Origin of the sequence: Bradyrhizobium macuxiense (genome assembly GCF_001542415.1) — a bacterium.
In the GTDB taxonomy this organism is placed as follows: Bacteria; Pseudomonadota; Alphaproteobacteria; order Rhizobiales; family Xanthobacteraceae; genus Bradyrhizobium; species Bradyrhizobium macuxiense.
In genome coordinates, this window is the sequence record NZ_LNCU01000040.1 from 196,107 (window position 1) to 220,662 (window position 24,556).

The 24,556-nt window shown below is 64.0% G+C and carries 22 protein-coding genes; 9 read left to right on the forward strand and 13 right to left on the reverse strand.

What is annotated here, in order from left to right; genetic code table 11:
* Positions 1-25: 25 nt before the first annotated feature.
* A complete protein-coding gene (locus AS156_RS13540) occupies positions 26-529 on the reverse strand; it encodes a hypothetical protein (protein WP_066504545.1) in 504 nt (167 codons plus the stop codon).
* Between the two features lie 412 nt (positions 530-941).
* On the opposite strand from AS156_RS13540, the gene AS156_RS13545 reads away from it, so the two are divergent.
* The 6 genes from AS156_RS13545 (at position 942) to AS156_RS13570 (ending at position 7,136) form a co-directional block, all read left to right on the forward strand.
* Complete coding sequence (locus tag AS156_RS13545) at positions 942-1,178, forward strand: hypothetical protein (RefSeq protein WP_024579436.1); 237 nt, start codon at positions 942-944, stop codon at positions 1,176-1,178.
* 196 nt (positions 1,179-1,374) lie between these two features.
* Entirely contained in the window at positions 1,375-2,253 is an 879-nt protein-coding gene (gene hpnC / locus AS156_RS13550) for a squalene synthase HpnC (protein ID WP_066504548.1), read from the forward strand.
* The gene (gene hpnD, locus AS156_RS13555) at positions 2,250-3,086 is read left to right on the forward strand and encodes a presqualene diphosphate synthase HpnD (protein WP_066504551.1); all 837 of its coding nucleotides are present in this window, start codon (positions 2,250-2,252) and stop codon (positions 3,084-3,086) included. Before hpnC ends, hpnD begins: the two co-directional genes overlap by 4 nt.
* Positions 3,086-4,336, forward strand: a complete 1,251-nt coding sequence (hpnE, locus tag AS156_RS13560) for a hydroxysqualene dehydroxylase HpnE (RefSeq protein ID WP_066504554.1) — start codon at positions 3,086-3,088, stop codon at positions 4,334-4,336. Before hpnD ends, hpnE begins: the two co-directional genes overlap by 1 nt.
* Positions 4,337-4,404: 68 nt before the next feature.
* The gene (gene shc / locus AS156_RS13565; protein WP_066504787.1) at positions 4,405-6,366 is read left to right on the forward strand and encodes a squalene--hopene cyclase; all 1,962 of its coding nucleotides are present in this window, start codon (positions 4,405-4,407) and stop codon (positions 6,364-6,366) included.
* Positions 6,363-7,136, forward strand: a complete 774-nt coding sequence (locus AS156_RS13570; RefSeq protein ID WP_066504556.1) for a phosphorylase — start codon at positions 6,363-6,365, stop codon at positions 7,134-7,136. The genes shc and AS156_RS13570 overlap by 4 nt, the downstream gene beginning before the upstream one ends.
* Before the next feature lie 126 nt (positions 7,137-7,262).
* Here the strand turns inward: AS156_RS13570 and hpnH are convergent, their stop codons facing one another.
* Both hpnH and ispH read right to left on the reverse strand, forming a co-directional pair.
* Positions 7,263-8,411, reverse strand: a complete 1,149-nt coding sequence (gene hpnH, locus AS156_RS13575; RefSeq protein WP_066504558.1) for an adenosyl-hopene transferase HpnH — start codon at positions 8,409-8,411, stop codon at positions 7,263-7,265.
* 40 nt (positions 8,412-8,451) lie between these two features.
* A complete protein-coding gene (gene ispH / locus AS156_RS13580; protein ID WP_066504560.1) occupies positions 8,452-9,378 on the reverse strand; it encodes a 4-hydroxy-3-methylbut-2-enyl diphosphate reductase in 927 nt (308 codons plus the stop codon).
* A 454-nt stretch (positions 9,379-9,832) separates the two neighbouring features.
* Between ispH and hpnN the strand changes: the two genes are divergently transcribed.
* On the forward strand, positions 9,833-12,448 hold the full coding sequence (gene hpnN, locus AS156_RS13585; RefSeq protein ID WP_066504563.1) for a hopanoid transporter HpnN: 2,616 nt from the start codon (positions 9,833-9,835) through the stop codon (positions 12,446-12,448).
* Between the two features lie 142 nt (positions 12,449-12,590).
* On the opposite strand, the gene AS156_RS13590 is transcribed toward hpnN, so the two are convergent.
* Positions 12,591-13,220, reverse strand: coding sequence for a DUF2147 domain-containing protein (locus AS156_RS13590; RefSeq protein WP_066504564.1), 630 nt, complete (start codon positions 13,218-13,220; stop codon positions 12,591-12,593).
* A 102-nt stretch (positions 13,221-13,322) separates the two neighbouring features.
* Here AS156_RS13590 and hpnO point away from each other — a divergent pair, with 102 nt between their 5' ends.
* Positions 13,323-14,714 carry an aminobacteriohopanetriol synthase HpnO gene (gene hpnO, locus AS156_RS13595; RefSeq protein ID WP_066504566.1) on the forward strand — a complete coding sequence of 464 codons (1,392 nt, stop codon included), beginning with the start codon at positions 13,323-13,325 and terminating at the stop codon, positions 14,712-14,714.
* Between the two features lie 106 nt (positions 14,715-14,820).
* Here the strand turns inward: hpnO and AS156_RS13600 are convergent, their stop codons facing one another.
* The 4 genes from AS156_RS13600 to AS156_RS13615 all read right to left on the reverse strand — a co-directional run bounded on the left by AS156_RS13600 (position 14,821) and on the right by AS156_RS13615 (position 17,529).
* A complete protein-coding gene (locus tag AS156_RS13600; protein WP_066504569.1) occupies positions 14,821-15,594 on the reverse strand; it encodes an anti-sigma factor family protein in 774 nt (257 codons plus the stop codon).
* A complete protein-coding gene (locus AS156_RS13605) occupies positions 15,591-16,148 on the reverse strand; it encodes a sigma-70 family RNA polymerase sigma factor (protein WP_066504572.1) in 558 nt (185 codons plus the stop codon). Before AS156_RS13605 ends, AS156_RS13600 begins: the two co-directional genes overlap by 4 nt.
* Before the next feature lie 94 nt (positions 16,149-16,242).
* Positions 16,243-16,566, reverse strand: coding sequence for a cupredoxin domain-containing protein (locus AS156_RS13610; RefSeq protein ID WP_066504575.1), 324 nt, complete (start codon positions 16,564-16,566; stop codon positions 16,243-16,245).
* 18 nt (positions 16,567-16,584) lie between these two features.
* Positions 16,585-17,529, reverse strand: a complete 945-nt coding sequence (locus AS156_RS13615) for a metallophosphoesterase family protein (RefSeq protein ID WP_066504584.1) — start codon at positions 17,527-17,529, stop codon at positions 16,585-16,587.
* A gap of 316 nt (positions 17,530-17,845) precedes the next feature.
* Here AS156_RS13615 and AS156_RS43300 point away from each other — a divergent pair, with 316 nt between their 5' ends.
* A complete protein-coding gene (locus AS156_RS43300) occupies positions 17,846-18,004 on the forward strand; it encodes a hypothetical protein (protein WP_201456038.1) in 159 nt (52 codons plus the stop codon).
* A 76-nt stretch (positions 18,005-18,080) separates the two neighbouring features.
* On the opposite strand, the gene AS156_RS13625 is transcribed toward AS156_RS43300, so the two are convergent.
* The 5 genes from AS156_RS13625 to AS156_RS13645 form a co-directional block, all read right to left on the reverse strand.
* Positions 18,081-19,997, reverse strand: coding sequence for a potassium transporter Kup (locus AS156_RS13625; protein ID WP_082747496.1), 1,917 nt, complete (start codon positions 19,995-19,997; stop codon positions 18,081-18,083).
* Between the two features lie 63 nt (positions 19,998-20,060).
* Complete coding sequence (locus tag AS156_RS13630; RefSeq protein WP_066504587.1) at positions 20,061-20,999, reverse strand: alpha/beta fold hydrolase; 939 nt, start codon at positions 20,997-20,999, stop codon at positions 20,061-20,063.
* 7 nt (positions 21,000-21,006) lie between these two features.
* Positions 21,007-22,626, reverse strand: coding sequence for a GMC family oxidoreductase (locus tag AS156_RS13635; RefSeq protein WP_066504588.1), 1,620 nt, complete (start codon positions 22,624-22,626; stop codon positions 21,007-21,009).
* 163 nt (positions 22,627-22,789) lie between these two features.
* Positions 22,790-24,256 carry a sodium:solute symporter family protein gene (locus AS156_RS13640; RefSeq protein WP_066504589.1) on the reverse strand — a complete coding sequence of 489 codons (1,467 nt, stop codon included), beginning with the start codon at positions 24,254-24,256 and terminating at the stop codon, positions 22,790-22,792.
* The gene (locus tag AS156_RS13645) at positions 24,253-24,450 is read right to left on the reverse strand and encodes a DUF3311 domain-containing protein (protein WP_066504597.1); all 198 of its coding nucleotides are present in this window, start codon (positions 24,448-24,450) and stop codon (positions 24,253-24,255) included. The genes AS156_RS13640 and AS156_RS13645 overlap by 4 nt, the downstream gene beginning before the upstream one ends.
* Between the last annotated feature and the right edge of the window lie 106 nt (positions 24,451-24,556).

Here is a 24,556-nt window from a genome sequence, read left to right on the forward strand (position 1 = left end):
TGTGAAGGCGGGATGAAGCCGAGCCTCAGCTCTTCGTCATCGTGATCGTGACGCCGCGAATCTCGCCCTTCGAGTCGATCTGCACGACCTGCTTGGAGCCGTTGGTCCGCAGGTTCAGGTTTGCGGCGAAGCCGGATGCCTCGACGAACACGTCGATCTGCCCGCCGCCCGCGGTGCCCCGCAAATTGCCGAAGATGTTGCGGCTCGCCTCGCTCCAGTTGCCGGAGATGTGGTCGCCCTGGCTGGTCACGTCGCTCGAGAGGTCGAACTTGTAGCTGTCGCTCGCGCAGTGCAGGCTCTGCTTCAGGCTCATGCCCGATGGGGCGACCTGGTAGCTGGCCTTGCAGCGAATTCGTTCGGTGGAGCCGTTGGAGAGCGCAACCGTGCCCGCACCGGTCCATGAGCCGGCAAAGCCGGCGAAGGGCCCGGAGGATTGCGCGTGGCCCGCCGCGACCGAAAGCATAAGTGCGGTGCCGACGCCGGCAGCCTTCAAGGCCTGACCAAAGAGGCTGGAACCAAACAGTTTCATTTTGAGTATTCCCATCAAAATCAACGCTTCTCGCAAGAACAAGAAAACGTCGTTCCGCACCGAAGATTTAGTGTCACCGCGGTATGTTAGGGTTCAAACGACTGCAGCGGCGGACGTGACGCCGCTAGGTCGCCGAACAGAATCAAAACCGCCGGCAGCGTGATGGCATCTAGTTTGCGCAGGCCTGCTCCGCAATCGCCCCGAGCAACTCTCGATGATGTGTAAAATAGCCGTTCAAAATCAATATTTTACATGGGGGTTTACAGCGCCGCAAATTTAGCCGCATTTAGCGGTGCTTGTCGTCGTTCCGTTGCTGCGTTACGCGGCGTTTGCAATCCCTACAAATCCGTCCCGGCCATGCCGAAGCGCTTTCGGGGACAGATTTTTCTGCTGTCGGAAATGAAGGAATACGATGCGTAAATTTCTCCTGGCTGTTGCCCTGTTGTCGATCCCGCTCTCGTCCAGCGCCTTCGCCCAGCAGCAGGGGCGCGGTACACCCGACGAGCAAAAGGCCTGCACGCGCGACGTGCAGCGTCACTGCCGCGCCGTGATCGATCAGGGCGATTTCACCATTCTCGCCTGCCTGCAGCAGAATCGCAGCAAGATCAGCGCCGCCTGCGATCAGGTGCTGAAGACCCACGGCCAGTAAGGCCCGCAGTCGGCCTTAGTGATCGCCGGGGAGCCTGTGGCCGGGATGCATCCGGCCCCGGGCCGCATTTGCTGGCGGTCACAGATGGCATTGGTTTTGGCGGCGTATTCCCCTATATGGGGCTCGCAATTCAACACACGCGCCTGACGATTGCGCACGCGCCGCGCCTCGCCACCACCAGTGTAGCCAATTTCCAATGACCACCGCGAGCGACCTGCGATCCGGAAAGACCCACCGCGACGAGAACTTCCCGGTCGCGTCGTGGATCATTCATCCGCGGCATCGTGCCCTGATCCTGGCTTTCTATAATTTCGTCCGCACCGCGGACGATATTGCGGATCACGCCACGCTGCCCGCCGAAGAGAAGCTGCGCTATCTCGACCTCATGGAAGCCGAGCTGCTCGGCAATGGCGACACCCAGAAGGAAGCCGTCAACCTGCGCCGCGCATTCGCCGAGCGCGGGATGGCGCCGCGGCATGCGCTCGACGTGCTGGTGGCGTTCCGCATGGATGTCACCAAGCTGCGCTACGAGAACTGGGACGACGTGATCGACTATTGCCGGTACTCGGCGATGCCGGTCGGGCGGTTCATGCTCGACGTGCATGGCGAGAGCACGTCGACCTGGACGGCATCGGATGCGCTCTGTGCCGGCTTGCAGATCAACAACCATCTGCAGGACTGCGCCAAGGACTACAAGAATCTGAACCGCGTCTACCTGCCGCGCGATGCGCTGGACGCGTCGGGCGCGACCGTCGAGATGCTCGGCGAAGCCAAGTCGCCGCCGCCATTGCTGAAGTGCCTGCGAGGACTCGCGGTGCGCACTGCGGCGGTGCTCGATGAGAGCAAGTCACTCGCGGCCGAGGTGAAGGATTTCAGGCTCGGGCTCGAGATCGGGGTGATCCAGGCTTTCGCCGACAGAATCGTCAATATGCTGAAGGTGCGCGATCCCCTCAGTGAGCGCGTTCACCTCAGTCCGATCGAGCTATTGCTGCACAGCCTCGGCGGCATGGCGAGCGAGACCGCTCGCCGCGCGACTGGGCGGCGCTCGGGCTCCAAGTCGGCGGCGGGCGCATGAGTGTCGAGGCGGCGGCCAACGCAAACTACGGAAGCTCCGCATCGGGCAGCTCATTCTACGCCGCGATGCGCATCCTGCCGCGTGCGCAGCGCGAGGCGATGTTCCAGATCTACAGCTTCTGCCGGCAAGTCGACGACATCGCCGATTCCGACGGCCCGCGGCCGGAACGTCTGGCTGCGCTCCAGCAATGGCGTGACGACATCGACGCGCTCTATGCGGGCAATCCGCCGCCGCGCCTTCAGGATTACGTCGGCTCGGTGAAGACCTTCGGGCTGAAGCGCGAGGATTTTGTCGCGATCGTCGACGGCATGGAAATGGACGTGCCGCAGGATATCCGCGGGCCCGACCTTGCGACGCTCGATCTCTACTGCGATCGCGTCGCGAGCGCGGTGGGCCGGCTGTCGGTGCGCGTATTCGGCCTGCCCGAGGATGACGGCATCGAGCTCGCGCATCACCTCGGCCGCGCGCTGCAACTCACCAACATCCTGCGCGACATCGACGAGGACGCCGGCCTCGGCCGCCTGTACCTGCCGCGCGAATGGCTCTGGCACGCCGGCATCACCAACAACGATCCGGCCCGCGTCACCGCCGACCGGGCGCTGCCGAAGGTCTGTGTGCCGCTCGCCGAGCGTGCCAAGATGCATTTCCAGAAGTCCGACGAGATCATGAAGCGCAATTCGCGCCGCGCGGTGCGCGCGCCGCGGATCATGTCGAAATACTACCGCGCGATCCTCGACCTGCTGATCACGCGTGGATTTGCCGCCCCGCGCGCGCCGGTGCGTGTGTCCAAGGCCGCCAAGATCCGCATTCTTCTTCGTTACGCGATCATCTGATGCAAAAGACCGTTCATATCATCGGCGCCGGTATCTCCGGCCTGTCGGCCGCCGTGCGGCTCGCCAATGCCGGCTACAAGGTGTCCGTCCACGAGGCGACGCAGCAGGCCGGTGGCCGCTGCCGCTCTTATTTCGACGCCGCCACCAACCTCACCATCGACAACGGCAATCATCTGCTGCTGTCGGGCAACAGCCATGCGTTGAGCTACGCGCGCTCTATCGGCACCGAGGCCGGCCTGGTCGGGCCGAAGCGCGCACAGTTTCCGTTCGTCGATCTCTCTACCGGCCAGCGCTGGCAGCTCGATCTCGGCGACTCCCGGCTGCCGCTCTGGGTGTTCGACGAGGCGCGCCGCGTCCCCGATACGAGCCTGCGTGACTATCTCGCACTGGCGCCGCTGGTCTGGGCTGGCACCGAGGCGCTCGTCGGCAAGACCATCCCCTGCGAGGGCCCGCTGTACAATCGGCTGGTGCAGCCGCTGCTGCTTGCCGCGCTCAACGTCGATCCGCCGGAGGGCTCGGCCGGACTTGCCGGCGCCATCGTGCGCGAGACGCTGCTGGCAGGCGGACAGGCGTGCCGCCCGCTGATCGCGCGCGACGGCCTGAGCTCGGTGCTGATCGAGCCGGCCGTGAAACTGCTGCAGGATCGGGGCAACAGCGTCCAGTTCAGCCATGAGCTGCGCGCATTCGGCATGTCCGGCGATCGCGCCGGCGAGCTCGATTTCGGCAACGGTGACAAGATCGCGCTGGCCGCCGACGATGCCGTCGTGCTCGCGGTGCCGCCGCGCGCTGCCGCCACGCTGCTGCCGGGCCTCAAGACGCCGGCGAAATTCCGCGCCATCGTGAATGCGCATTTCCGCGTCGATCCGCCGCGCGACGCTGTGCCCATTTTGGGCGTCGTCGGCGGCCTCGTCGAATGGCTGTTCGCGTTCCCGCAACGGCTGTCGGTGACCATCAGCAATGGCGACCGCCTTGTCGATATGCCGCGCGAGGAGCTGGCGCAGGCGATCTGGGGGGATATCTGCAAGGCGTCCGGCGTTTCCGGTGAATTGCCGCCCTGGCAGATCGTGCGCGAGCGCCGTGCCACATTTGAGGCGACGCCGGAGCAGAATGCCCTGCGTCCAGGACCTGCGACTGCGCAAAAAAACCTGTTCCTTGCCGGCGACTGGACTGCTACCGGGTTGCCGGCAACCATCGAGGGATCGGTGCGGTCGGGTGACCGCGCCGCCGATCTGGTTCTTGCCAGGCGCTAGATTTGACCTGTTGTAGCGGTTTGCGGCTCCCGATGGGCCGCCCCGCGATGAAGAGGATATCGAGCGAAATGCTTTCGAGAGACCACGGCGTAACTGTCGACTCGGGCGCGCTGCAGAACAGCATCTCCAGGGCGACCGAGGCGCTGCTCGGCCATCGTCAGTCCGACGGACACTGGGTGTTCGAGCTGGAGGCCGACAGCACCATTCCGGCCGAATATGTCCTGCTCCGCCACTACCTCGCCGAGCCGGTCGACACCGCACTCGAGGCCAAGATCGCCAATTATCTGCGCCGCGTGCAGGGCGCGCATGGCGGCTGGCCGCTGGTGCACGACGGTCCGTTCGACATGAGCGCCAGCGTGAAGTCGTACTTTGCGCTGAAGATGATCGGCGATTCCGTCGATGCGCCGCACATGGTGCGGGCGCGCGAGGCGATCCGTTCACGCGGCGGCGCTGCAGGCAGCAACGTCTTCACGCGCTTCCTGCTCGCTCTCTATGGCGTGGTGACCTGGCGCGCAACGCCGGTGCTGCCGATCGAGATCATGCTGCTGCCGATGTGGTCGCCATTCCACATCAACAAGATCTCCTACTGGGCGCGCACCACGATGGTGCCGCTGATGGTGCTGGCCGCGCTGAAGCCGCGTGCGAGGAATCCGAAGGGCGTCGGCATCGACGAGTTGTTCCTCGAAGATCCGAAATCGGTCCGCATGGCGCCGAAGGCACCGCATCAGAGTGCGAGCTGGTTCTATCTGTTTCGTTCGCTCGACGCCGTGCTGCGTGTGATTGAGCCGATGTTTCCGAAGAGCCTGCGCCGGCGCGCGATCGACGCCGCGCTCGCCTTCACCGAGGAGCGCTTGAACGGCGAAGACGGCATGGGCGCGATCTATCCGCCGATGGCCAACATCGTCATGATGTATGATGCGCTCGGCAAGGACGAGAATTTTCCGCCGCGCGCCATCACGCGGCGCGGGCTCGACAAGCTGCTCGTGATCGGCGACGAGGAGGCCTACTGCCAGCCCTGCGTCTCGCCGGTCTGGGACACCGCGCTGGCCTGCCACGCGCTGCAGGAGGCGGGCGGCGACGACACCTTTGCCAAGATGAAGCAGGGGCTCGACTGGCTGAAGCCGCGCCAGGTGCTCGAGCTGAAGGGTGACTGGGCGGTCAAGGCGCCGAACGTCCGTCCGGGCGGCTGGGCCTTCCAGTACAACAACGATCACTATCCCGATCTCGACGACACCGCCGTGGTCGTCATGGCGATGGATCGCGCCCGGCGCCAGACCGGAAGTAAGGAATACGATGGCGCGATCGCCCGCGGTCGCGAATGGATAGAGGGGCTGCAGAGCCGCGACGGCGGCTGGGCCGCCTTCGACGTCAACAACCTGGAATATTACCTCAACAACATTCCGTTCTCCGATCACGGCGCCTTGCTCGACCCGCCGACCGAGGACGTCACCGCGCGCTGCATCTCGATGCTGGGCCAGCTCGGCGAGACCGCCGAGACCAACAAGTCGATGGCCGACGGCCTTGCCTATCTGCGCCGCACCCAGCTTCCCGAGGGCTCCTGGTACGGCCGCTGGGGCCTGAACTATATCTACGGCACCTGGTCGGTGCTGTGTGCGCTAAATGTCGCAGGGGTCGACCGCGACGACCCGATGATTCGGAAGGCGGTCGACTGGCTGGTGTCCGTCCAGAATCAGGACGGCGGCTGGGGTGAGGACGCTGTCAGCTACCGGCTGGATTACAAGGGCTATGAGGTCGCCCCGTCGACCTCCTCGCAGACGGCATGGGCCTTGCTTGGGTTGATGGCGGCCGGAGAGGTCGAAAATCCGGCCGTTGCGCGCGGGGTGGAGTACCTAAAGGCAACACAGACGGAAAAAGGACTCTGGGACGAGCAGCGATACACCGCTACAGGGTTTCCGCGGGTGTTTTACTTGCGATATCATGGCTACTCGAAGTTCTTTCCGCTCTGGGCGCTGGCGCGGTATCGGAATCTGAGAAGCACCAATAGCAGAGTGGTAGGGGTCGGGATGTGATTTTGGGGGCGGGGGCCGCCGAGACCGTGGGCAGTAGAATTGATCCTCGGCCGGTGTTGATCGTGACTGGATTGGTGCAGGAGGCCCGCATCGCGGCAGGGCCCGGCATGATCGTGATTTGCAGTTCCAGCGATCCGCAGCAGCTGCGTGCATTGCTGGCGACTCTTGATCCACGGACGTTTCGTGGCGTGATTTCGTTTGGCGTGGCCGGCGGGCTCGACCCGTCGCTCAAATCGGGCGACGTCGTGGTCGCGACCGAGGTGATGTCCGGCGATACCCGTTTCCTGGCAGCGTCCGCGCTGAACGAGGAGATGATCGCCAGCGCCGCGCTGAAGGGCCGCAGGATCGTCCGCGGCGGGCTCGCCGGCGTCGAGCAGGTGGTCGTGGCACGGGCCTGCAAGGCCGCACTGCGCTCGATCACAGGGGCGGCTGCCGTCGACATGGAGAGCCATATCGCAGCAGCCTATGCCGAGAAAGCGGGCATTCCGTTCGCCGCGCTGCGCGTGATCAGCGATCCCGCGCACCGGGCGCTGCCCGAGCTTGCCAAGTCCGCAGTGAAGCCGAACGGCGATATCGACCTGCGCAAGGTGCTGCGCGGCATCGTGCGCAATCCGCGGACGCTGCGCGCACTGGTATCGACCGGGATCGATTTCAACCGCGCGCTGCGCTCGCTGCGCGGCTGCCGCGGCTTCCTGCTCGGAAACGAAGTCCTGGCTCCGGTCGAGGACGTTCTGGTGACGGCGAAGGCGGCCCGATTGAAGGCAGCCTGATCGTTATCCGCGCCGGCGCAGTTCGGCGCCGGATCGAACGCAAAAGCACCGAAAGAATAGCATCAAAAGAAAAGGGCCCGATCGCATCGCGATCGGGCCCTTTTGATTCTCGCCTCGGTGCGCGGTTTACGCGGCCGTGGAAGCCTTTTGCTGGGCCGCAGCCGCCTCGTCGCGGCGGATCTCCGAGAGCTTCTTCTGGACCTGCTCCGAGAAGATGTACTGCGCCGGACGCTGCTTGGTGAGATCGATCTCGGGCGCCATCGGGCCTGTCGTCTTGACGCCGCGTAGCGCCACCCACATCGCCTTCAGCGGGTTGTTCAGCGCAGCAGTCGCCGCGGTCGGCTCGTAGCCGCAATGCGCCATACAGTCGGCGCACTTCTCGTACTTGCCGGTGCCGTAGGTCTCCCAGTCGGTGGTCTCCATCAGCTCCTTGAAGGTCTTCGCATAGCCTTCGCCGAGCAGGTAGCAGGGCTTCTGCCAGCCGAAGATATTGCGCGCCGGCATGCCCCACGGCGTGCACTCGTATTCCTGGTTGCCGGCGAGGAAGTCGAGGAACAGGCCGGAATGCATGAAGTTCCACTTCTTGCCCTTGCCGAGCGCAAACACGTCGCGGAACAGCTTCTTGGTCTTGGTGCGGTTCAGGAAGTGCTCCTGGTCGGGCGCACGCTCATAGGCGTAGCCCGGCGACATCGAGACACCCACGCCGAGTTCAGTGGTGAAGTCGAGGAACTTGGCGATCTCCTCGGCCGGGTGGCCGTCGAAGATCGTGGCGTTGACGTTCACGGTGAAGCCGCGGGCCTTCGCCGCCTTGATCGCGGACACTGCGCGATCGAACACGCCCTTCTGCGACACGGCCTTGTCGTGATGGTCCTTCAGGCCGTCGAGATGCACCGAGAAGAAGAGGTAGGGCGATGGCTCGAACAGGTCGAGCTTCTTCTCGAGCAGCAGCGCGTTGGTGCAGAGCGAGACGAACTTCTTGCGCGCAACGAGCCCGCGCACGATCTCGCCGATCTCCTTGTGGATCAGCGGCTCGCCGCCGGGAATCGCAACCATCGGCGCGCCGCATTCGTCGGCCGCGTCCCAGCATTCCTGCGCGGTCATGCGACGGTTGAGGATCGCATCCGGATAATCGATCTTGCCGCAGCCGACACAGGCGAGATTGCAGCGGAACAGCGGCTCCAGCATCAGCACGAGCGGATAACGCTTACGGCCAAGCAGCTTCTGTTTCATCAGGTAGCCGCCGATACGGATTTCCTTGAAGAACGGTATAGCCATTAGACGGTTTTCTTTCTGGACTAGGTAAGGTGTATTTCGATCAGCCCGCAGTCAGTTCGGCTGGCAGCCGGAATTCGATGTTCTCTTCGCGGCCCGGGAGCACCGAGACCGTAACCGGCCCGATTCGCCTCAAAGCCTCGATTACGTCGTCGACCAGAACCTCCGGCGCCGAGGCGCCCGCGGTGATGCCGACGGCCTTCGCATCCTTCAGCCAATCCGGGTTGAGCTCGCTTCCATCGGCAACAAGGTAACTCGCGACGCCGACCTCGGTGCCGATTTCGCGTAGCCTGTTTGAGTTGGAACTATTGGCAGCCCCCACCACCAATATGACGTCAACGAGTTTGCTCAGTTCCCTTACCGCAGATTGGCGGTTCTGTGTCGCATAGCAGATATCCCGGATGTCTGGCCCTTGAATATCTGTAAATTTTGCCTGAAGAGCCGCGATTATGTCCTTTGTGTCGTCAACGGACAGGGTGGTTTGGGTGATATAGGCCACCGGGGTGTCGACCGGAAGAGTGAGTTCCGCCACGTCCTGGACGCTCTGGACCAGCAAAACCGGCCCTGGAACCTGGCCCATGGTTCCCTCGACCTCGGGGTGGTCAGCATGCCCGATCAGGATCAGGGCCCGGCCCTTCGAGATATAGCGTTTGCCCTGGTTGTGGACCTTGGTGACGAGGGGGCAGGTGGCGTTGAGCACCGGCAGGCCCCGGGACGCAGCCTCCTCCTCGACGCTCCTGGCCACGCCGTGGGCACTGAATACCGTGACCGCCTTGGGCGGCACTTCCGACAGGTCCTCGACGAAGATTGCGCCTTTCTTTTTCAGGCTTTCGACCACGTATTTGTTATGGACGATCTCGTGGCGGACATAGACCGGCGGGCCATACTTCTCGAGGGCACGCTCCACGATCTCGATGGCACGCACGACGCCCGCGCAAAAACCCCGCGGCTGAGCAAGAAAAACTTCCATAGGACGTCCGTTACGCAAGTTGCACCCGTCTCATTCAATGCCCTTGCGGCATTTTCGACACCGCAATTTACCCGGCCGGACATCCGCAACGTGAGTTGCAACATCCGCACCAAGTCAGTTCCCGAACTTGATCCACGTCCCAAGCACATGGAAATACAGGGCTTTGTGTCAAAAAGTAAGCGCCTCGGAAAGAGGCGCTGGCGGCATGGGAGGTCATTTTATGGTATTATGGTATAGGTAATGGCCCGCGCGACCGTCCGTTCCCTCACTTGTTCGTCACTTTATCGCCCATCCGAGCGGTTTATACCGGCCACTCATAGCCGTTGATGCTGTTCGGCAACGCCTCGCCGTCCCGTCGAGGAAGATGACCAAAACAACATTAGATCGGCCCCGGGAACTCCGCTAGACAGCGAGCGTTTTCGGCCATGCCTCCCAGAGATTAGAAAGATACGAAGTGCTGACAAATATTGTCGTCTCCGTTGTTAGGACGTGTACGCGTTTTGCCCTTCCTGTTGTCGTTTTTTCTCTGCTCCTGTCGATCGGAGCCGGCTTCTACACGGCCCGGAATTTCTCGATCAACACGGACATCAACAAGCTGATCTCGCCCGATCTGGATTGGCGCAAGCGCGACAACCAGTTCGAGGAGGCGTTTGACCGCGACCGGCTGATCCTCGCCGTGGTCGAGGGCGCAACCCCCGAACTGACTAGTGCGGCGGCGAAGGCGCTCGCCGACAAGCTGGCCACGGACAAGAAGAATTTCGAGGCGGTGACGCCGCTCGGCTCCGGCGAATTCTTCGAGAAGAACGGGCTGTTGTTCCTGCCCACCGAGGAGGTCGCCAAGACAACCGGCCAGCTCGAACAGGCCGCACCGCTGATCGAGATCATGGCGGGCGACCCCTCGATCCGCGGCCTGACCGGCGCGCTCGAAACCGGCCTTGCCGGCGTGAAGCGCGGGCAGGTCAAGCTCGACAATACGGTACGTCCGTTCAACCAGATTTCAGAGACCGTCGAGACAATCCTCGCCAAGGGTGACGCCACCTTCTCCTGGCGCGAGCTCACCAGCGACAAGCCGCTAACCGATTCCGACAAGCGCGCGTTCATCGAGGTCAAGCCGATCATCGACTATTCGGCGCTGGAGCCGGGTAAGGCTGCAACCGACGCGATCCGGCAGGCCGCGGCCGACCTGAAATTCCCGACCGAATATCACGCACGCGTCCGCCTGACCGGACCGGTGCCGATCGCCAACGAGGAATATGCCACCGTGCAGGACGGTGCGATCCGCAACGGCATCGGCACGATTCTGATCGTGCTGGTCATCCTCTGGATGGCGCTGCATTCCGCCAAGATCATCTTCGCGGTGTTCGTGAACTTGTTCATCGGCCTTGCCATCACCACGGCGGTCGGTCTGATGATGGTGGGCTCGCTGAACCTGCTTTCAATCGCCTTTGCGGTGTTGTTCGTCGGCCTCGGCGTCGACTTCGGCATCCAGTTCAGCGTCCGCTACCGTTCCGAGCGCTTCAAGAACGACAATCTGACGCTGGCGCTGGAGAACGCGGCGCGCCGTTCGGCGGTGCCGCTGTCGCTCGCGGCGATGGCGACCGCGGCCGGCTTCCTCTGCTTTCTGCCGACCGACTACGAGGGCATTTCCGAACTCGGCAAGATCGCCGGCGTAGGCATGCTCGTGGCGTTCGTTACCAGCATCACGGTGCTGCCGGCACTGCTCGACCTGCTCAATCCTCCGGGCGAGAAGGAGCCGGTCGGCTACGCCTTCCTCGCTCCGCTCGACGACTTCCTGGAGAAGCACCGCATCCCGATCATCGTCGGCACGCTGTTGGTCGCGATCGCCGGCATGCCGCTGCTCCACTACATGAAGTTCGACTTCAACCCGATCAATCTGCGCAACAAGCAGGCGGAATCGATTGCGACCTTCCTCGATCTCAGGAAGGATCCGAACACCGGCGCCAACGCCATCAACGTGATGACGCACTCGGACGCCGACGCCAAGCGGATCGCGGCCAAGCTCGAAAAGCTGCCGGAAGTGGCGCGCGTGATGTCGCTCGACAGCTTCGTGCCCGATGACCAGCCGGCCAAGTTGCAGCTGATCGCGCAGGCGGCAAAGGTGCTGGGTCCGGCGCTCAATCCCGATTCGGTCGATCCGGCGCCCTCCGACCAGGAAAACGTCGAGTCGCTGAAGAGCTCGGTCGACAGCCTGCGCAAGACCGCGGGCGACGGCAAAGGACCGGGCGCCGTTGCGGCGCGCCGGCTCGCCGACGATCTGCAGAATCTCGCCGACGCGAATCAGGCGACCCGCGACAAGGCGCAGCAGATCTTCGTCGCGCCGATGAAGATCGTGTTCGATCAGCTCAGGAACACGCTGCAGGCCCAGACCATCACGCTGCAGAACCTGCCGCCGGAGCTGGTCAACAGCTGGAAGGCGAAGGACGGCCTGATGCGGGTCGAGGTGGAGCCGAAGGGCGATCCGAACGACAACGACAACCTGCGCCGCTTTGCCGATGCCGTGCTTGCCGCCGAACCGACCGCGATCGGCGGTCCGGTCTCGATCCTGAAATCAGGCGATGTCGTCGTGAACGCGTTCATCCACGCCGGCATCCTGGCGCTGGTGACGATCAGCCTGCTGCTGTGGCTGACGCTGCGGCGCGTGACGGACGTGCTACTGACGCTGGTACCGCTGCTGCTCGCCGGCGTCGTGACGCTGGAGATCTGCGTGCTGATCGGCCTGCCGCTCAACTTCGCCAACATCGTCGCGTTGCCGCTGCTGCTCGGCGTCGGTGTCGCCTTCAAGATCTATTATGTTACTGCATGGCGGCAGGGCAGGACGAAGCTGCTGCAGTCGAGCCTGACGCGCGCGATCTTCTTCAGCGCGCTGACCACGGCAACCGCGTTCGGCAGCCTGTGGCTATCCAGCCATCCCGGCACCGCGAGCATGGGCAAGCTGCTGGCGCTGTCGCTGGTCACCACGCTTGCAGCGGTGCTGCTGTTCCAGCCGGCGCTGATGGGCAAGCCGCGCGAGGTCGGCAAGGATGCGGAAGTCGGCAACGACGTCACCTGACGCGTTGGCTGCGCGCTAAGGCTTGGCGGCTGATGCCGCCGAGCCGATGATTGTCGAGTTGTGCGGCTATTCAGCCATCGCGGCATCGCGGGTACAGTCCCGCGTCCTGTGCTCGCCCGTCGCCGCGCGTGCGGCGACGTCGCTATTCCGGTGCGCGTGTCGGGTGCGCAATATCCGGAAGGAGACAGATATCGCCAATGGTATCACCTGACGCATTGGCGGCCGGCTTCTGACCCGGCTTGCTGGCAGGCGCGACCGAACCTGTGGTTTTTTGCGACGCTCCCGCCTTGGGGGCGGCACGCTTCGCCGCGGGGTTGTCGGCAGCGCTCACCGGAATCGGCGGGCCGACGCGGGTCCAGGTCTGGCCGCCACAGAGGAAGCCGAGCACGCAGCCCTGGATCTCGAGCTGATCGATGCCGACGGGCTTGATGGTTGCGCTGTAGAGCTGGCCGTCCTTGGCGTTGTAGACTTGGCCCTCCCACGCATCGGCGCCGACCTTCTTCTTCATGTCGATCAGGATCGGCATGCCGAGCGTCGGCCGGGTCTGCTTGGCCGGATCAGGATTGTTCTTATCCTTGCCGCCGGGGGTCTTTTCCCAGACCACTGCACCCCACATATTGCCATTGCACTGGGCGACGCGGATGTTGGCGAAGCCGTCCGCATCCTTCCAGTCGCCGGTGGGGTCCGCAGCCAATGCCGGTGTTACTACGGTGGCCAAAAATAAACCTGAAAAGGCTATTGTGCGCGCGAAAGTTCTTGGGCAGTGCAACATGGTCCAAACCTGTGCTTAACTAGACGATCCTAGCGGGGGTCAAAACGCCGCTGTCGAGCGTTTTAAGTTGACGAGATGGCCATCAACCGACGTATGTAGCGAATGCTAAGTTCCAATTTAGACGTTTCCGAGATTTTTGTGGAGCGCGAGGGGCAGCGCGGTCCCATGCACACGCGGCACCTCAATGAGCAGCTCGTTCGCGTTCTCAAAACCATCGGCTACGACGTCGGCTTCCAAAAGGGGCAAGGTCAATACCTCTTCGATCGTCAAGGGGCCCGCTACCTTGATCTATTGAGTGGATTTGGCGTTTTTGCGATCGGCCGCAACCACCCCGCGCTGCGCCAGGCGCTGAAGAGCGTGCTCGACGCCGATTTGCCCAATCTGGTGCAATTGGACGTCTCCACGCTTGCCGGCGTGCTCGCGGAACGGCTTTTGGAACATGTGCCATATCTGGACAAGGTATTCTTCGCCAACTCGGGCGCTGAAACCGTCGAGGCCGCGATCAAATTCGCGCGCGGCGCGACCGGCCGCCCGGGCATCGTCCACTGCTCGCATTCGTTCCATGGTCTGTCCTATGGCGCGCTATCGCTGACGGATGACACGAATTTCCGCACCGGCTTCGAGCCGCTGCTGCCGGGCTGCACCGCGATCCCGTTCAATGATCTTGAGGCACTCGAGAAGGCTTTGTCGTCGCGACAAGTTGGCGCGTTCATCGTCGAGCCGATCCAGGGCAAGGGCGTCAACATGCCCACCGACGAGTTCCTGCCCGGCGCGCTGGCGCTGTGCCGCAAATACGGCACGCTGTTCATCGCCGACGAGATCCAGACCGGAATCGGCCGCACCGGAAAGTTCCTTGCCATTGAGCATTGGGGTATCGAGCCCGACATGGTGCTGCTGGCGAAGGCGCTGTCCGGCGGACATGTTCCGATCGGCGCGCTGCTGACGCGCAAGAACATCTTCGACAAGATCTTCAACCAGATGGACCGCGCGGTCGTGCACGGCTCGACCTTCGCCAAGAATGATCTGGCGATGGCCGCCGGCATCGCGACGCTCGACGTCATGAAGGCCGAGAAGTTGGTCGAGCAGGCTGCGAAACGCGGCGCGGAGCTTCGTCTCGCGCTGACGCGCATGGTTCCGGGCTACGAACTGCTGAAGGAAGTTCGCGGCAAGGGCCTGATGATCGGCGTCGAATTCGGTCCGCCGAAATCGCTGCGGCTGAAGGCGTCGTGGAATCTGCTGGAGACCGCCAACAAGGGCCTGTTCTGCCAGCTCATCACGGTGCCGCTGTTCAAGGATTACAAGATCCTGACCCAGGTCGCCGGCCATGGCAGCCACACCATCAAGCTGCTGCCGCCGCTTGTGATCACCGAGGAAGACTGCGCTTGGATCGAGAAGGCGTTCGACGAGGTGATCGCCGGCAGTCACAAGGTCCCCGGCGCGATCTGGTCGCTCGGCAAGACGCTGGTCGACAACGCGGTGCGCAAGTCGGCGTAATTACTGCTGTGTAGGGCGGATCCTCCGAAGGGCGTAATCCGCCGACAATCGCAACCGACGAGAGATCTGGCGGCGGGTTACGCTGCGCTGACCCGCCCTACAAATCTCACCCCTCCTTGTTCGCCTGCATCGCGGCTTCGAACTTGTCGCCGAACTCCGTCAGCTCGTCGGCGCCGATGTCGCTGACGGCCCAGTAATTCAGGCCGTGATCGCTCCAGCGGCGAATGTTGAAGCCCTGCAGCGTCGTCATCGTCGCCGGCCGGCGTTCGGTGTTCGCAGTCTGCGCCACGAACAGATTGATGACGTGCTGGCGCCGCTTGTAGACCACGGCGCCGATCTCGCGCGTGTTGACGTAGTCGAGCCGGCCGCCGACCAGCGTAAAGCCCTGTGCGGTGAGGTCGATCACGGGCGGCGAGACGTCGAGCTTGCCGTTGAACCACGGCTTCACTGTGTGCTGGTCGGTCGAGATCACGTCAGTGAGGTGTCCGGCCTGCAGCGAGCGCAGATGCGCCGAGACGATCTCGGCCTCGATGCGCTGCTCGTCGTCATTGCGCAGTACGATTGCGAACAGACCTGTCGCGGCGATAGCCGATACTGCCGAGCCCATCGCAAAGCCGCGCAGCACGGAGCGGCGGCTCGGCACCACTGCCTGGGGCTGCGGCTGCGGCAAGGCCTTCTCGATGCGGCGGCGCAGCTCGAGCGGCGCCTTGTAGCGCAAGTCGGTCTCGGCCATCGCCTGGCGGATCTCCTGATACTCCTTCATCAGCGCCGCGCAATGCGGGCAGCCCTCGATATGAGCCTCCACCTCGCGCGCATGGCCGGCGTCAAGTTCGCCGTCGATCAGCGCGTGAAGCAGCACTTCAGCCTCCTCGCAGGTCATTTCGCTTGCTCCTGTTCCGCAAGCCAAGCCGATCGCAGCATGGCGCGGGCGCGCGCGAGGCGGGACATCACGGTGCCGACCGGCACGGCGGCGACATCGGCGATCTCGCGGTATGAAAGATTCTGAATTTCCCTGAGCACGAAGGTCTCGCGGAACGGCTCGGCGAGCGCCGCGATCAGCTTGCGCACGGTGTCGCCGTCGAAACGGCGCATCATCTGCCGCTCGGGCGTGTCCGGAGTTTCGTTCCACATCGACGCCTGTTCGGCGCTCTCGGGCACTTCCTCGACAGCGGTGGGGGCGGTCTTGCGCCGCGCATATTCGGCGCGGCAGACGTTGCGCAGGATCGCGAACAGCCACGGCTTCATCGCCGGACCGCGATAGCTGTCGAAATGCTTGTAGGCCCGCAGATAGCATTCCTGCACCGCGTCTTCGGCGTCGGCGGTATCGCGCAGCAGATAGCGCGCGAGTGTGTAGGCATCGTCGAGATACGGCAGCGCGGCTTCGCGGAAGCGCCGCGCTTTCTCGGGGTCGTCTTGCGACGCGTTGACAACCATCGTGTCCTGCCCGGCATGTCGAGAAACGGCTTGCGTCCGGCCGGGGGCGGAAGGCCACCGGCCGGGCATGGTTGTGATTGTGTGGCTGGACACGTTACCCAACCTTGATGCTGCCTGTCATGTGCGGATGCAGCGAACAGAAGTATTTGTATTCGCCGGCTTCCGTGAAGGTGAACGAGAAGGTGCCGTCGGTGTCCATCGGCTTCGAGCGGAATTTGCCCGCACACACCACGGTGTGGGGGATGTCGTCGCGGTTGGTCCAGGTCACGGTGGTGCCGATCTTCACGTCGAGCTGGGCCGGCTGGAACACGAAGTTGTCGATGTGAATCGCGATGTCCTCGGCGCGGGCCGCGGTGACAGGCAGCAGCATGGTCGCGACCACGGCGATGCCGAAGTCGCGGCGATTGATCGAAGTCATGGTCGTATCGTCCTTCTCTTAGCCTTGCAGCGGCGTGTCGATGATGGCCAGCGGCTGGTTGTTCTGCTTGAAGTTGATGCTGGCGACGCCGAGCATGCTGCGCAGCTTGGCATCCTCGACCTTCATCGGGCCGGGCGAGGGGGCAGCGCCCGGCGCCGGCTGCGGGAAGGCGGTGGAGCGCGCGGTGTGGAAGGTGACGTTGCCCTCGACCTTCTGCATCACCTGGTGGATGTGGCCGTTGAGCACCGTGACCGAGCCGAAGCCCTTCACATATTCAAGCGCGCGGCCGCCGTCCTCGGTGCCCCAGCCCCATTGCGGATAGACCGTCCACAGCGGGATGTGGGCGAACAGCACGATCGGGGTCGATTTGGAGCGGCCCTTGAGATCGTTCTCCAGCCATTCGAGCTGCTCGCCGCCGAGATTGCCGAGGCCGCCGCCCTTGAGGTCGACGACGTTGACGAGGCCGATGAAGTGGACGCCGCCGGCATCGAAGGAGTACCAGCCGGCGCCCTTGGTGCCGCGGCCGTAACGCTCCTTGTAGAGCTTGACCTCTTCGTCGATGAAATCGTGCTCGCCCGGCACATAGTGCACGTCGAGCTTGGCCTGCGAGATGATCCGCTCGGCGTCGTCGAACTCCGAGGCCTTCGACAGATGCGAGATGTCACCGGTGTGGATCATGAAGGAGGGCTTGGCCTGCATCGCCTTGACCTTGTTGATGGCCTCCTCGAGCGTGCCGAGTGCATTCGGATTGGCCGGCTTGTCGAAGCCGACATGGCTATCGCTGATCTGCATGAAGGTCATGCCGGTCGGCTCCGCGGCCGCGGCCGAGTCGACGAGGCCGAGCGAATGCGGCACGCCGCCGGTGATCGTCCAGAGCACGCCGGTTCCAGCCCAGGTCATGCATTCCAGCACCTTGCGCCGGCTGACGCCTTTTTCCTCATCGTGATGGTCGTGATCGCTCATGGCAAACTCCCGTGGGCCCAGGGATTGGGTTTCCGGGGAGGTGATCGGGGCGGGACGGGGTTTATTCCCGGCCCCCCAGGCCGGGCGGGGAGGGAAGATGACGATTTCGTGAGGGTCCCGGCCTCGGCCGGGCCGTCCAGCGCCGGTGGCATGAGATGACGTGGCGGGCCGGTGACAATGGCGTGAATGTCACCGCCCGCGCTGCCCGGCAGGCCGATTATGAACGGCGCAACAAAGCTGTCTTGCAGCCGTCAGCATAGTGTCAGCGCTTCTGCGTAAGGATGGCAGACCTCCTTCGCCACACCGGGAGAGCTTTATGAGCGACCACGCAGGCGTTGAGCATCACAACAAGGTAGCAGAGCATCACGAACAGGCAGCGCGCCACGCCCACAGCGCCTATAGCCATGGCAGCCATGCCCAGCATCACCACACCGAGGCCAGCCGGCATCACGCCGAGCACCATGGCGAGCATTGATCCGTTCCAGTACTGCGTGAGTAGCGTCTGCCGTCCCCGCAAGGGGGCGGCATTTTCTTTGCAGGCCGGGTGAGATCTAGATCTCCATCCGACTGCCGATCTCGACTAGCGAGCCGCGCGGGATCCGGAAGCGGTCGATCGCGTGTGCGGAATTGCGGGACATGAAGGCGAACAGTGCAATCTGGAATCGTGCAAAGGGATTGCGGCGCGGGCGGCTGACGGGATCGTGACGTTCGACATAATAGGTTGCGTTGTTGTGGACCGGCACCCCGACCTCCTTCGCATTCGCGAGCACGGTCGGCAGGTCCGGGATCTCGACGAAACCGAAATGCACGGTGATGTGCCAGAGACCCTCGCATAGCTGTTCGCAGCGGATGCGATCGGTCGGCCGGATCCGCGGGACGCCTTCAAAGCTCGCGGTCAGCGCGATCGTGGTCTGGTGCAGCGAATGCGCCTGCCTGACATAGTCGACGATGATCGGCGGAATCCTGTGGCCGAGCCGCGTGAGGAAAATCGCGGTCCCCGGAACGCGCACGATGTGCTGGTCGCGCAGATCGGCATAGAACGCGTCGACATGCTCTGAGCGCGCCATGCTGCGCCGATGCAGCGCGTCGAGGCCGAAATGCCAGGTCGTCATGATTCCGAACACCAGTGCGCCGAACAACAGGGGAATCCAGCCGCCTTGCTCGATCTTGAAGAGATTGGCGAGGAAGAACGCGAGATCGACCGTGAGCAGCACGCTTGCGATCGCGGCTGCCTGCACCGCGCTCCACTGCCATGTGCGTCGCATCACCTGGTAGAGCAGCGCGGTGGTCAGGACCATGGTCGTGGAGACGGCAGCGCCGTAGGCGCCTGCAAGGCGGTCGGAGCTGCCGAAGCTGATGGTGAGCGCGACCGTCAGGCACATCATCGTCCAGTTCACGAACGGCACGTAGATCTGGCCGTATTCCTCGGCCGAGGTCTGGTTGATCCGCACGCCGGGAAACCATCCGAGCTGCATCGCCTGGCGCGTCATCGAGAACGAGCCGGTGATGATGGCCTGGCTCGCGATGATCGTCGCCAGCGTCGCAAGCGCCACCAGCGGGTAGATCGCCCAGACCGGTGCGAGTTTGAAGAACGGATTGGCTGATGGATCGGGCGATGCGATGAAATTGCCGACTTGGCCGGCGTAGTTGAGCACGAGCGCGGGCAGCACGATGCCATACCACGCAAGCCGGATCGGCCGGCGCCCGACGTGCCCCATGTCGGCGTAGAGGGCTTCGCCGCCGGTGAGCGCGAGGAAGACGCCGCCGAGCAGCGTGAAACCGAGCAGGCCATGCGTGGTCAGAAGCAGAAAGCCGTGCACCGGATTGAGCGCGCGCAGCACGTCGGGATGCCGCGCGACCGCGCTGATGCCGAGCACCGCCATTGTCACGAACCAGAGCAGCATCACCGGACCAAATGCCTTGCCGACGGTAGCGGTGCCGTGACGCTGAAACGCGAACAGTCCGACCAGGATCGCGACGGCGATCGGCATCGTGTACGGCCGAAACGCATCCGTCGCGACGTTCAGGCCTTCGACCGCGCTCAGCACCGAGATCGCCGGCGTGATGATGCCGTCGCCGTAGATCAGGGCGGCGCCGAACAGCCCAAGCGCGATCAGCCAGCGTCCGCGGCCGGACCACCGCGCGCCGGTCAGTGCCATCAGCGCCAGAATGCCGCCTTCACCATGATTGTCCGCGCGCATCACGAACAGGCAGTATTTGATCGAGATCGTGATGATCAGCGCCCAGACGATCAGCGACAGCGAGCCGAGCGCGGCTTCCGGCGTGAAGCCGCCGCCCATCAGGTGAACGATGGTCTGCAGCGTGTAGAGCGGGCTGGTGCCGAGGTCGCCATAGACGATGCCGATCGCCAACAGGATGCTGGTCGCGCTCGGTGCCCGCTCGAACCGGCTGTGCGGCTCGCCGGTGAATCCGGTCTTGTCGTTCAGGGCCGAAATCGTAAAGGGCATCCGCTCCCACCATTGTCGCCAAGTTCCGAGCAATGGGCGGCCGCCCGGCTACGTGTCACCTCGTTACAACGACGATGTCGCCGGATCGTTGCGCCGAGGCTTGTCGTCTTGCGCGGCGAATGCCTTGAGCGCGCCGAGCAGCAGGGCAGGCGCTTCCTGCGCGACGCAGTGTCCGACGCCGTCGAATGTCCACCGGCTCGCATGTGGGATCAGTTTTGCCGCGCGATCGGCCATCTCCGCGTAAACAGGCCAGGACTGCTCGGCGGTGGCGATGCAGACCGGGCAGGTGATGTTGGAGAGCCACGGAAACGGATTGCCGCGCGCGTCGCCGGTGTAGGTCTGCTCCATCGCCTGGAAGATCGGCTTGAGCAGGGCGGATTCGATCTCGGGCGTGCAATGAAGCCGCATGCGGCCGTCATCGAGCCGCGCGAACCCGCCATGGACATAGGCCCAGAGCGATGGCTCCGTCCATGGCGCGAAGGTCGGCGCCTTGCGCAGCCGCTGGAACAGGACTTCCGCGCTGTCGAACTCGGCCCGGCGGCGGAGCGCACCCTGCACCGATCCCTTTGCGATGTCGCTCAGGTCGCCGGTGCGCGGCGCGTGCGGGTCCATCACCGTCGGCTCCATCACGAACAGACGCGCAAAGCGCTCGGGCATCAGCTTCGCCGCCAGCAGCAAGTCGGTGGCGCCGGCGCTGTGGCCGATGCCGAAAATGTCGTGGAGATCGAGACTTTCGATCACCGTGCAAACGTCCTCGGCGAAATCCTGGAAGTGATAGCGGTCGGCGGCGGGCTTGTGGCTGAGACCATGACCGCGGCGGTCCAGTGCATAGACGGTGTAATTCGACGCAAGCGCAGCCGCTACTTCCGCCCAGACTTCGGCAACAAAGCCGGTGCCGTGCAGCAGCAGCGCCGGCGGCTTGCCCGACGCCGGCTCGCCCCATCGCGCCAGCGCGATCGGTGCGCCGGCATCGCCGACCATGATGCGATGCGGCTGCGTCATCAGCCTGCTATCGCGCGTCCTGCAGGATCATCGCCGCGCCCTTCTCGGCGATCATCGCGGTCGGCGTGTTGGTATTGCCCGAGGTGATGGTCGGCATGACGGAGGCGTCGGCAATGCGCAGGCCGTGCAGGCCGTAGAAGCGCAGGCGCTCGTCGACGACGGCCAGCGGATCGTTGGCCGTTCCCATCTTCGCGGTACCGACGGGATGGAAGATCGTGGTGCCGATGTCGCCCGCGGCCTTCGCCAGCGCGGCATCGTCGTCGCCGACGGCGGGGCCGGGCAGGAATTCCTCGGGATGATATTTTTCCAGTGCCTTCTGCCTCATCAGCCGCCGCGTGGTGCGGATCGCATCGGCCGCCACCTGGCGATCGTCGTCGGTCGCGAGATAATTCGGCGCGATCGACGGCTTCTCGTCCAGCGCGGCGGAGCGGATGCGGACGGTGCCGCGTGAGGTCGGCTGCAGGTTGCACGCGCTCACCGTGATCGCGGGGAAGCGATGCAAGGGATCGCCGAACTTGTCGAGCGACAGCGGCTGCACGTGGAACTGGATATTGGCGCGCGAACGCATCGCATCGGAGCGGGTGAAGATGCCGAGTTGCGACGGCGCCATGGTCAGAGGACCGCGGCGGCGGAACGCGTAGTCGAGCCCCATCAGGCCGCGGCGGAACAGGTTGTAGTAGGTCTCGTTCAGCGTGCGCACCCCCGACACCTTGTAGATCGCGCGCTGCTGCAGATGGTCCTGCAGGTTGCGGCCGATGCCCTGCACATCGAGCACGATGTCGATGCCGAGCGGCGACAGCCATTCGGACGGGCCGATGCCGGAACGGTGCAGCACCTGCGTCGATCCGATCGAGCCGGCACAAAGGATCACTTCGCCCCTGGCACGCGCCTCGATCACCTCGTCGCCCTGCCGGAACTGGACGCCGGCGGCGCGGCCGCTCTCGATGACGAGGCGGTCGACCAGCACGTTGGTCTCGAGCCGCAGATTGGGGCGGTTCAGCACCGGCTTGAGGAAGCCGCGCGCCGACGACCAGCGCCGGCCGCGCTTCTGGTTGACGTGGAAATAGCTCGTGCCTTCATTGTCGCCGGTGTTGAAGTCCGGGATGCGCTTGATGCCCATCTCCTCCGCGGCGTCGCCGACCGCGTCGAGCACCTCCCATGACAGCCGCGGCGCCTCGATGCGCCAGCCGCCGCCGGCACCGTGGTGCTCGCTTTCACCGAGGAAGTGATCCTCGAGCCGCTTGAACACCGGCAGCACGTCGCTGTAGCTCCAGCCGGTGAGCCCGAGCTGGCGCCAGTGATCGTAATCGGCGGCCTGTCCGCGCATCGAGATCATGGCGTTGATCGCTGACGAGCCGCCGATCACCTTGCCGCGCGGATAGCTCAGCGCGCGGCCGTTCAGGCCGGGCTCGGCCTCGGTCTTGAACATCCAGTCCGAGCGCGGATTGCCGATCGCGAACAGATAGCCGACCGGGATGTGAAACCAGATCCAGTTGTCCTTGCCGCCGGCTTCGAGCAGCAGCACGCGCTTGCCCGGATCGGCCGACAGGCGGTTGGCCATGATGCAGCCGGCCGTGCCCGCGCCGACGATAATGTAGTCGAAATCACCCTCGAGCCTTCGCGGCATGTCCTCGTTTCCCGGCAAAATGTCCTTGTTGATCTCTATTAGTCAGACGCAGCCGGTGGAGACAAGCCCGGCCGACGGGACCAGACGTGCTTGGATCACCAAAGTCGGCATGGCCCATCTCGGCCCATCAGGGATTTTTTGGTTTTGCGTCGCTTTCCCGGGCTTACTCCGCGGGCGCGTGCGTCGGCGCCGCAACGAGCCGCATCGTCAGGCTCACCACGATCAACACGACGACATTCACCGCCAGTGCGACGATACCGATGTTGAGGTCCTGGATCTGGATCGGCAGCCACGACAGCGTGCGGAAGTTGACACCCGTCAGGCTGACGGCGGCGACCGTAGCGACGCCGGCGATAATGCCCGCCGCCGCGCCCTCGCGCGTTGCGACGTTGCGGCGCGCGAGGCTGAGCACTAGCGCGGGAAACAGCTGCGTTACGAAGCTGTAGCCCATCAGCAGCAGCGCCACGATGGTCTCCCCGCCTTTCAAGGTGAAGAACACCGCAACCAGTGCGACCAGCGGCACCAGGATCTTCGCAAGCCGCGATATCTGCTCGTCATTGGCTGACGGGTTGACGGCGCGGTAGAGATTGTTGGCGATCAACGTCGCGGCGGTCATCAGGATCATCGAGCCCGGCACCAGCGCGGTAAGCACGCCGGTCGCGCCGATCACCCCGACGAACCAGGGATCGAATGTTTTCACCGACAGCTTGAACAGCGCGAGGTCGATGTTCGAGCCCGTGAGCCCGGGAACCTGCAGGGTCGCCGCGAAGCCGACGAAAAACACAAACAGCAGGATGAGCTGGTAGAGCGGCAGCACGATAGCATTCTTGCGGATCACCGTGGCGCTCCTGGCGGTGTAGATCGAGCCGAAGGTGTGCGGCCACATGTAGAAGCCGAGGGCGGTGAGCAGCACGGTCGAGGAGAACCACCACAGGCTCTCGCCGTGCGGCGGCAGGGTGGTGAATCCCGGCTTGGCTTGCTCGATCGCCGTGAACATCGAGCCGAGCCCGCCATAGTAGTGATAGGGCAGATAGATGCCGAGGAAGATCACGATGCCGAGGATCAGGCTGTCCTTGGCGACCGACGTCCAGGCCGAGCCGTGCACGCCCGAGACCATCACGTAAGCCGCGACGATGATCGCGCCGATCCAGATCGCCAGCGTCGGGGAGATCGCGCCATAACCCGCGACGTCGACGATGATGCCGAGCCCCTTGAACTGGAGCACCAGGTAGGGGATCAGCGCCACGATGTCGACGATCGCGACAAGAACGCCGAGCGCCGGGCTGTCGTATTTGTGCACGAAGAAGTCCGACTGCGAATAGAGCCGGTTCTCCTTGGCATAGCGCCAGATCGGCGGCAGCATGAAATAAGAGAGCACGTAGGCAAGCGTGCCGTAGGCGAGAATGTAGTAGGCCGGCGCGCCCTTGCCGTAGGCGTAGCCGCTGCCGCCGAGGAAGGTGAAAGTGGTGTAGATCTCGCCGGCGAGCAGCAGGAACACGAAGATCGCGCCGAAGCCGCGCCCGCCGACCGTCCACTGCTCGAGGGTCATGTCCTTGCCGCGGCGGGCGAGGAAGCCGAGCACCAGCGCCAGCAGTGCGGCGGCGGCGATGAAGGGCAGCGCGCCGTTCATGGCTCGTCCTCGCGGTTGGCCGGATCGGCCGCGTAAATCACGGCCATGATGAGCGAGGTGATGAGGATCCAGGCCACGATCCACGCCAGCAGGAACGGCAGGCCGAGGATCAGCGGGGTCGCGCGGTTGACGAAGAACGGCCCGACGAGGAGAGCGAGAAACGGAACGATGGCAAGCCAGCGGATGCTGCGCATGGATGTGGACTCTTGCTTGTCATGAAAACCTGCTTCATGCGCGAAAGTTCCAGGCGGCTCCCAATGGTTACGAAAGCTTCAGGTCAGTGGCTGGGCCGGGCCGGCA

Coding starts and splice junctions, on each gene's coding strand:
- AS156_RS13540 (WP_066504545.1), bottom strand. CDS start 529: ATGAAACTGTTTGGTTCCAGCCTCTTTGGTCAGGCCTTGAAGGCTGCC.
- AS156_RS13545 (WP_024579436.1), top strand. CDS start 942: ATGCGTAAATTTCTCCTGGCTGTTGCCCTGTTGTCGATCCCGCTCTCG.
- hpnC (WP_066504548.1), top strand. CDS start 1,375: ATGACCACCGCGAGCGACCTGCGATCCGGAAAGACCCACCGCGACGAG.
- hpnD (WP_066504551.1), top strand. CDS start 2,250: ATGAGTGTCGAGGCGGCGGCCAACGCAAACTACGGAAGCTCCGCATCG.
- hpnE (WP_066504554.1), top strand. CDS start 3,086: ATGCAAAAGACCGTTCATATCATCGGCGCCGGTATCTCCGGCCTGTCG.
- shc (WP_066504787.1), top strand. CDS start 4,405: ATGCTTTCGAGAGACCACGGCGTAACTGTCGACTCGGGCGCGCTGCAG.
- hpnH (WP_066504558.1), bottom strand. CDS start 8,411: ATGGCTATACCGTTCTTCAAGGAAATCCGTATCGGCGGCTACCTGATG.
- ispH (WP_066504560.1), bottom strand. CDS start 9,378: ATGGAAGTTTTTCTTGCTCAGCCGCGGGGTTTTTGCGCGGGCGTCGTG.
- AS156_RS13590 (WP_066504564.1), bottom strand. CDS start 13,220: ATGTTGCACTGCCCAAGAACTTTCGCGCGCACAATAGCCTTTTCAGGT.
- hpnO (WP_066504566.1), top strand. CDS start 13,323: ATGCTAAGTTCCAATTTAGACGTTTCCGAGATTTTTGTGGAGCGCGAG.
- AS156_RS13600 (WP_066504569.1), bottom strand. CDS start 15,594: ATGACCTGCGAGGAGGCTGAAGTGCTGCTTCACGCGCTGATCGACGGC.
- AS156_RS13605 (WP_066504572.1), bottom strand. CDS start 16,148: ATGGTTGTCAACGCGTCGCAAGACGACCCCGAGAAAGCGCGGCGCTTC.
- AS156_RS13610 (WP_066504575.1), bottom strand. CDS start 16,566: ATGACTTCGATCAATCGCCGCGACTTCGGCATCGCCGTGGTCGCGACC.
- AS156_RS13615 (WP_066504584.1), bottom strand. CDS start 17,529: ATGAGCGATCACGACCATCACGATGAGGAAAAAGGCGTCAGCCGGCGC.
- AS156_RS43300 (WP_201456038.1), top strand. CDS start 17,846: ATGAGCGACCACGCAGGCGTTGAGCATCACAACAAGGTAGCAGAGCAT.
- AS156_RS13625 (WP_082747496.1), bottom strand. CDS start 19,997: ATGCCCTTTACGATTTCGGCCCTGAACGACAAGACCGGATTCACCGGC.
- AS156_RS13630 (WP_066504587.1), bottom strand. CDS start 20,999: ATGACGCAGCCGCATCGCATCATGGTCGGCGATGCCGGCGCACCGATC.
- AS156_RS13635 (WP_066504588.1), bottom strand. CDS start 22,626: ATGCCGCGAAGGCTCGAGGGTGATTTCGACTACATTATCGTCGGCGCG.
- AS156_RS13640 (WP_066504589.1), bottom strand. CDS start 24,256: ATGAACGGCGCGCTGCCCTTCATCGCCGCCGCCGCACTGCTGGCGCTG.
- AS156_RS13645 (WP_066504597.1), bottom strand. CDS start 24,450: ATGCGCAGCATCCGCTGGCTTGCCATCGTTCCGTTTCTCGCTCTCCTC.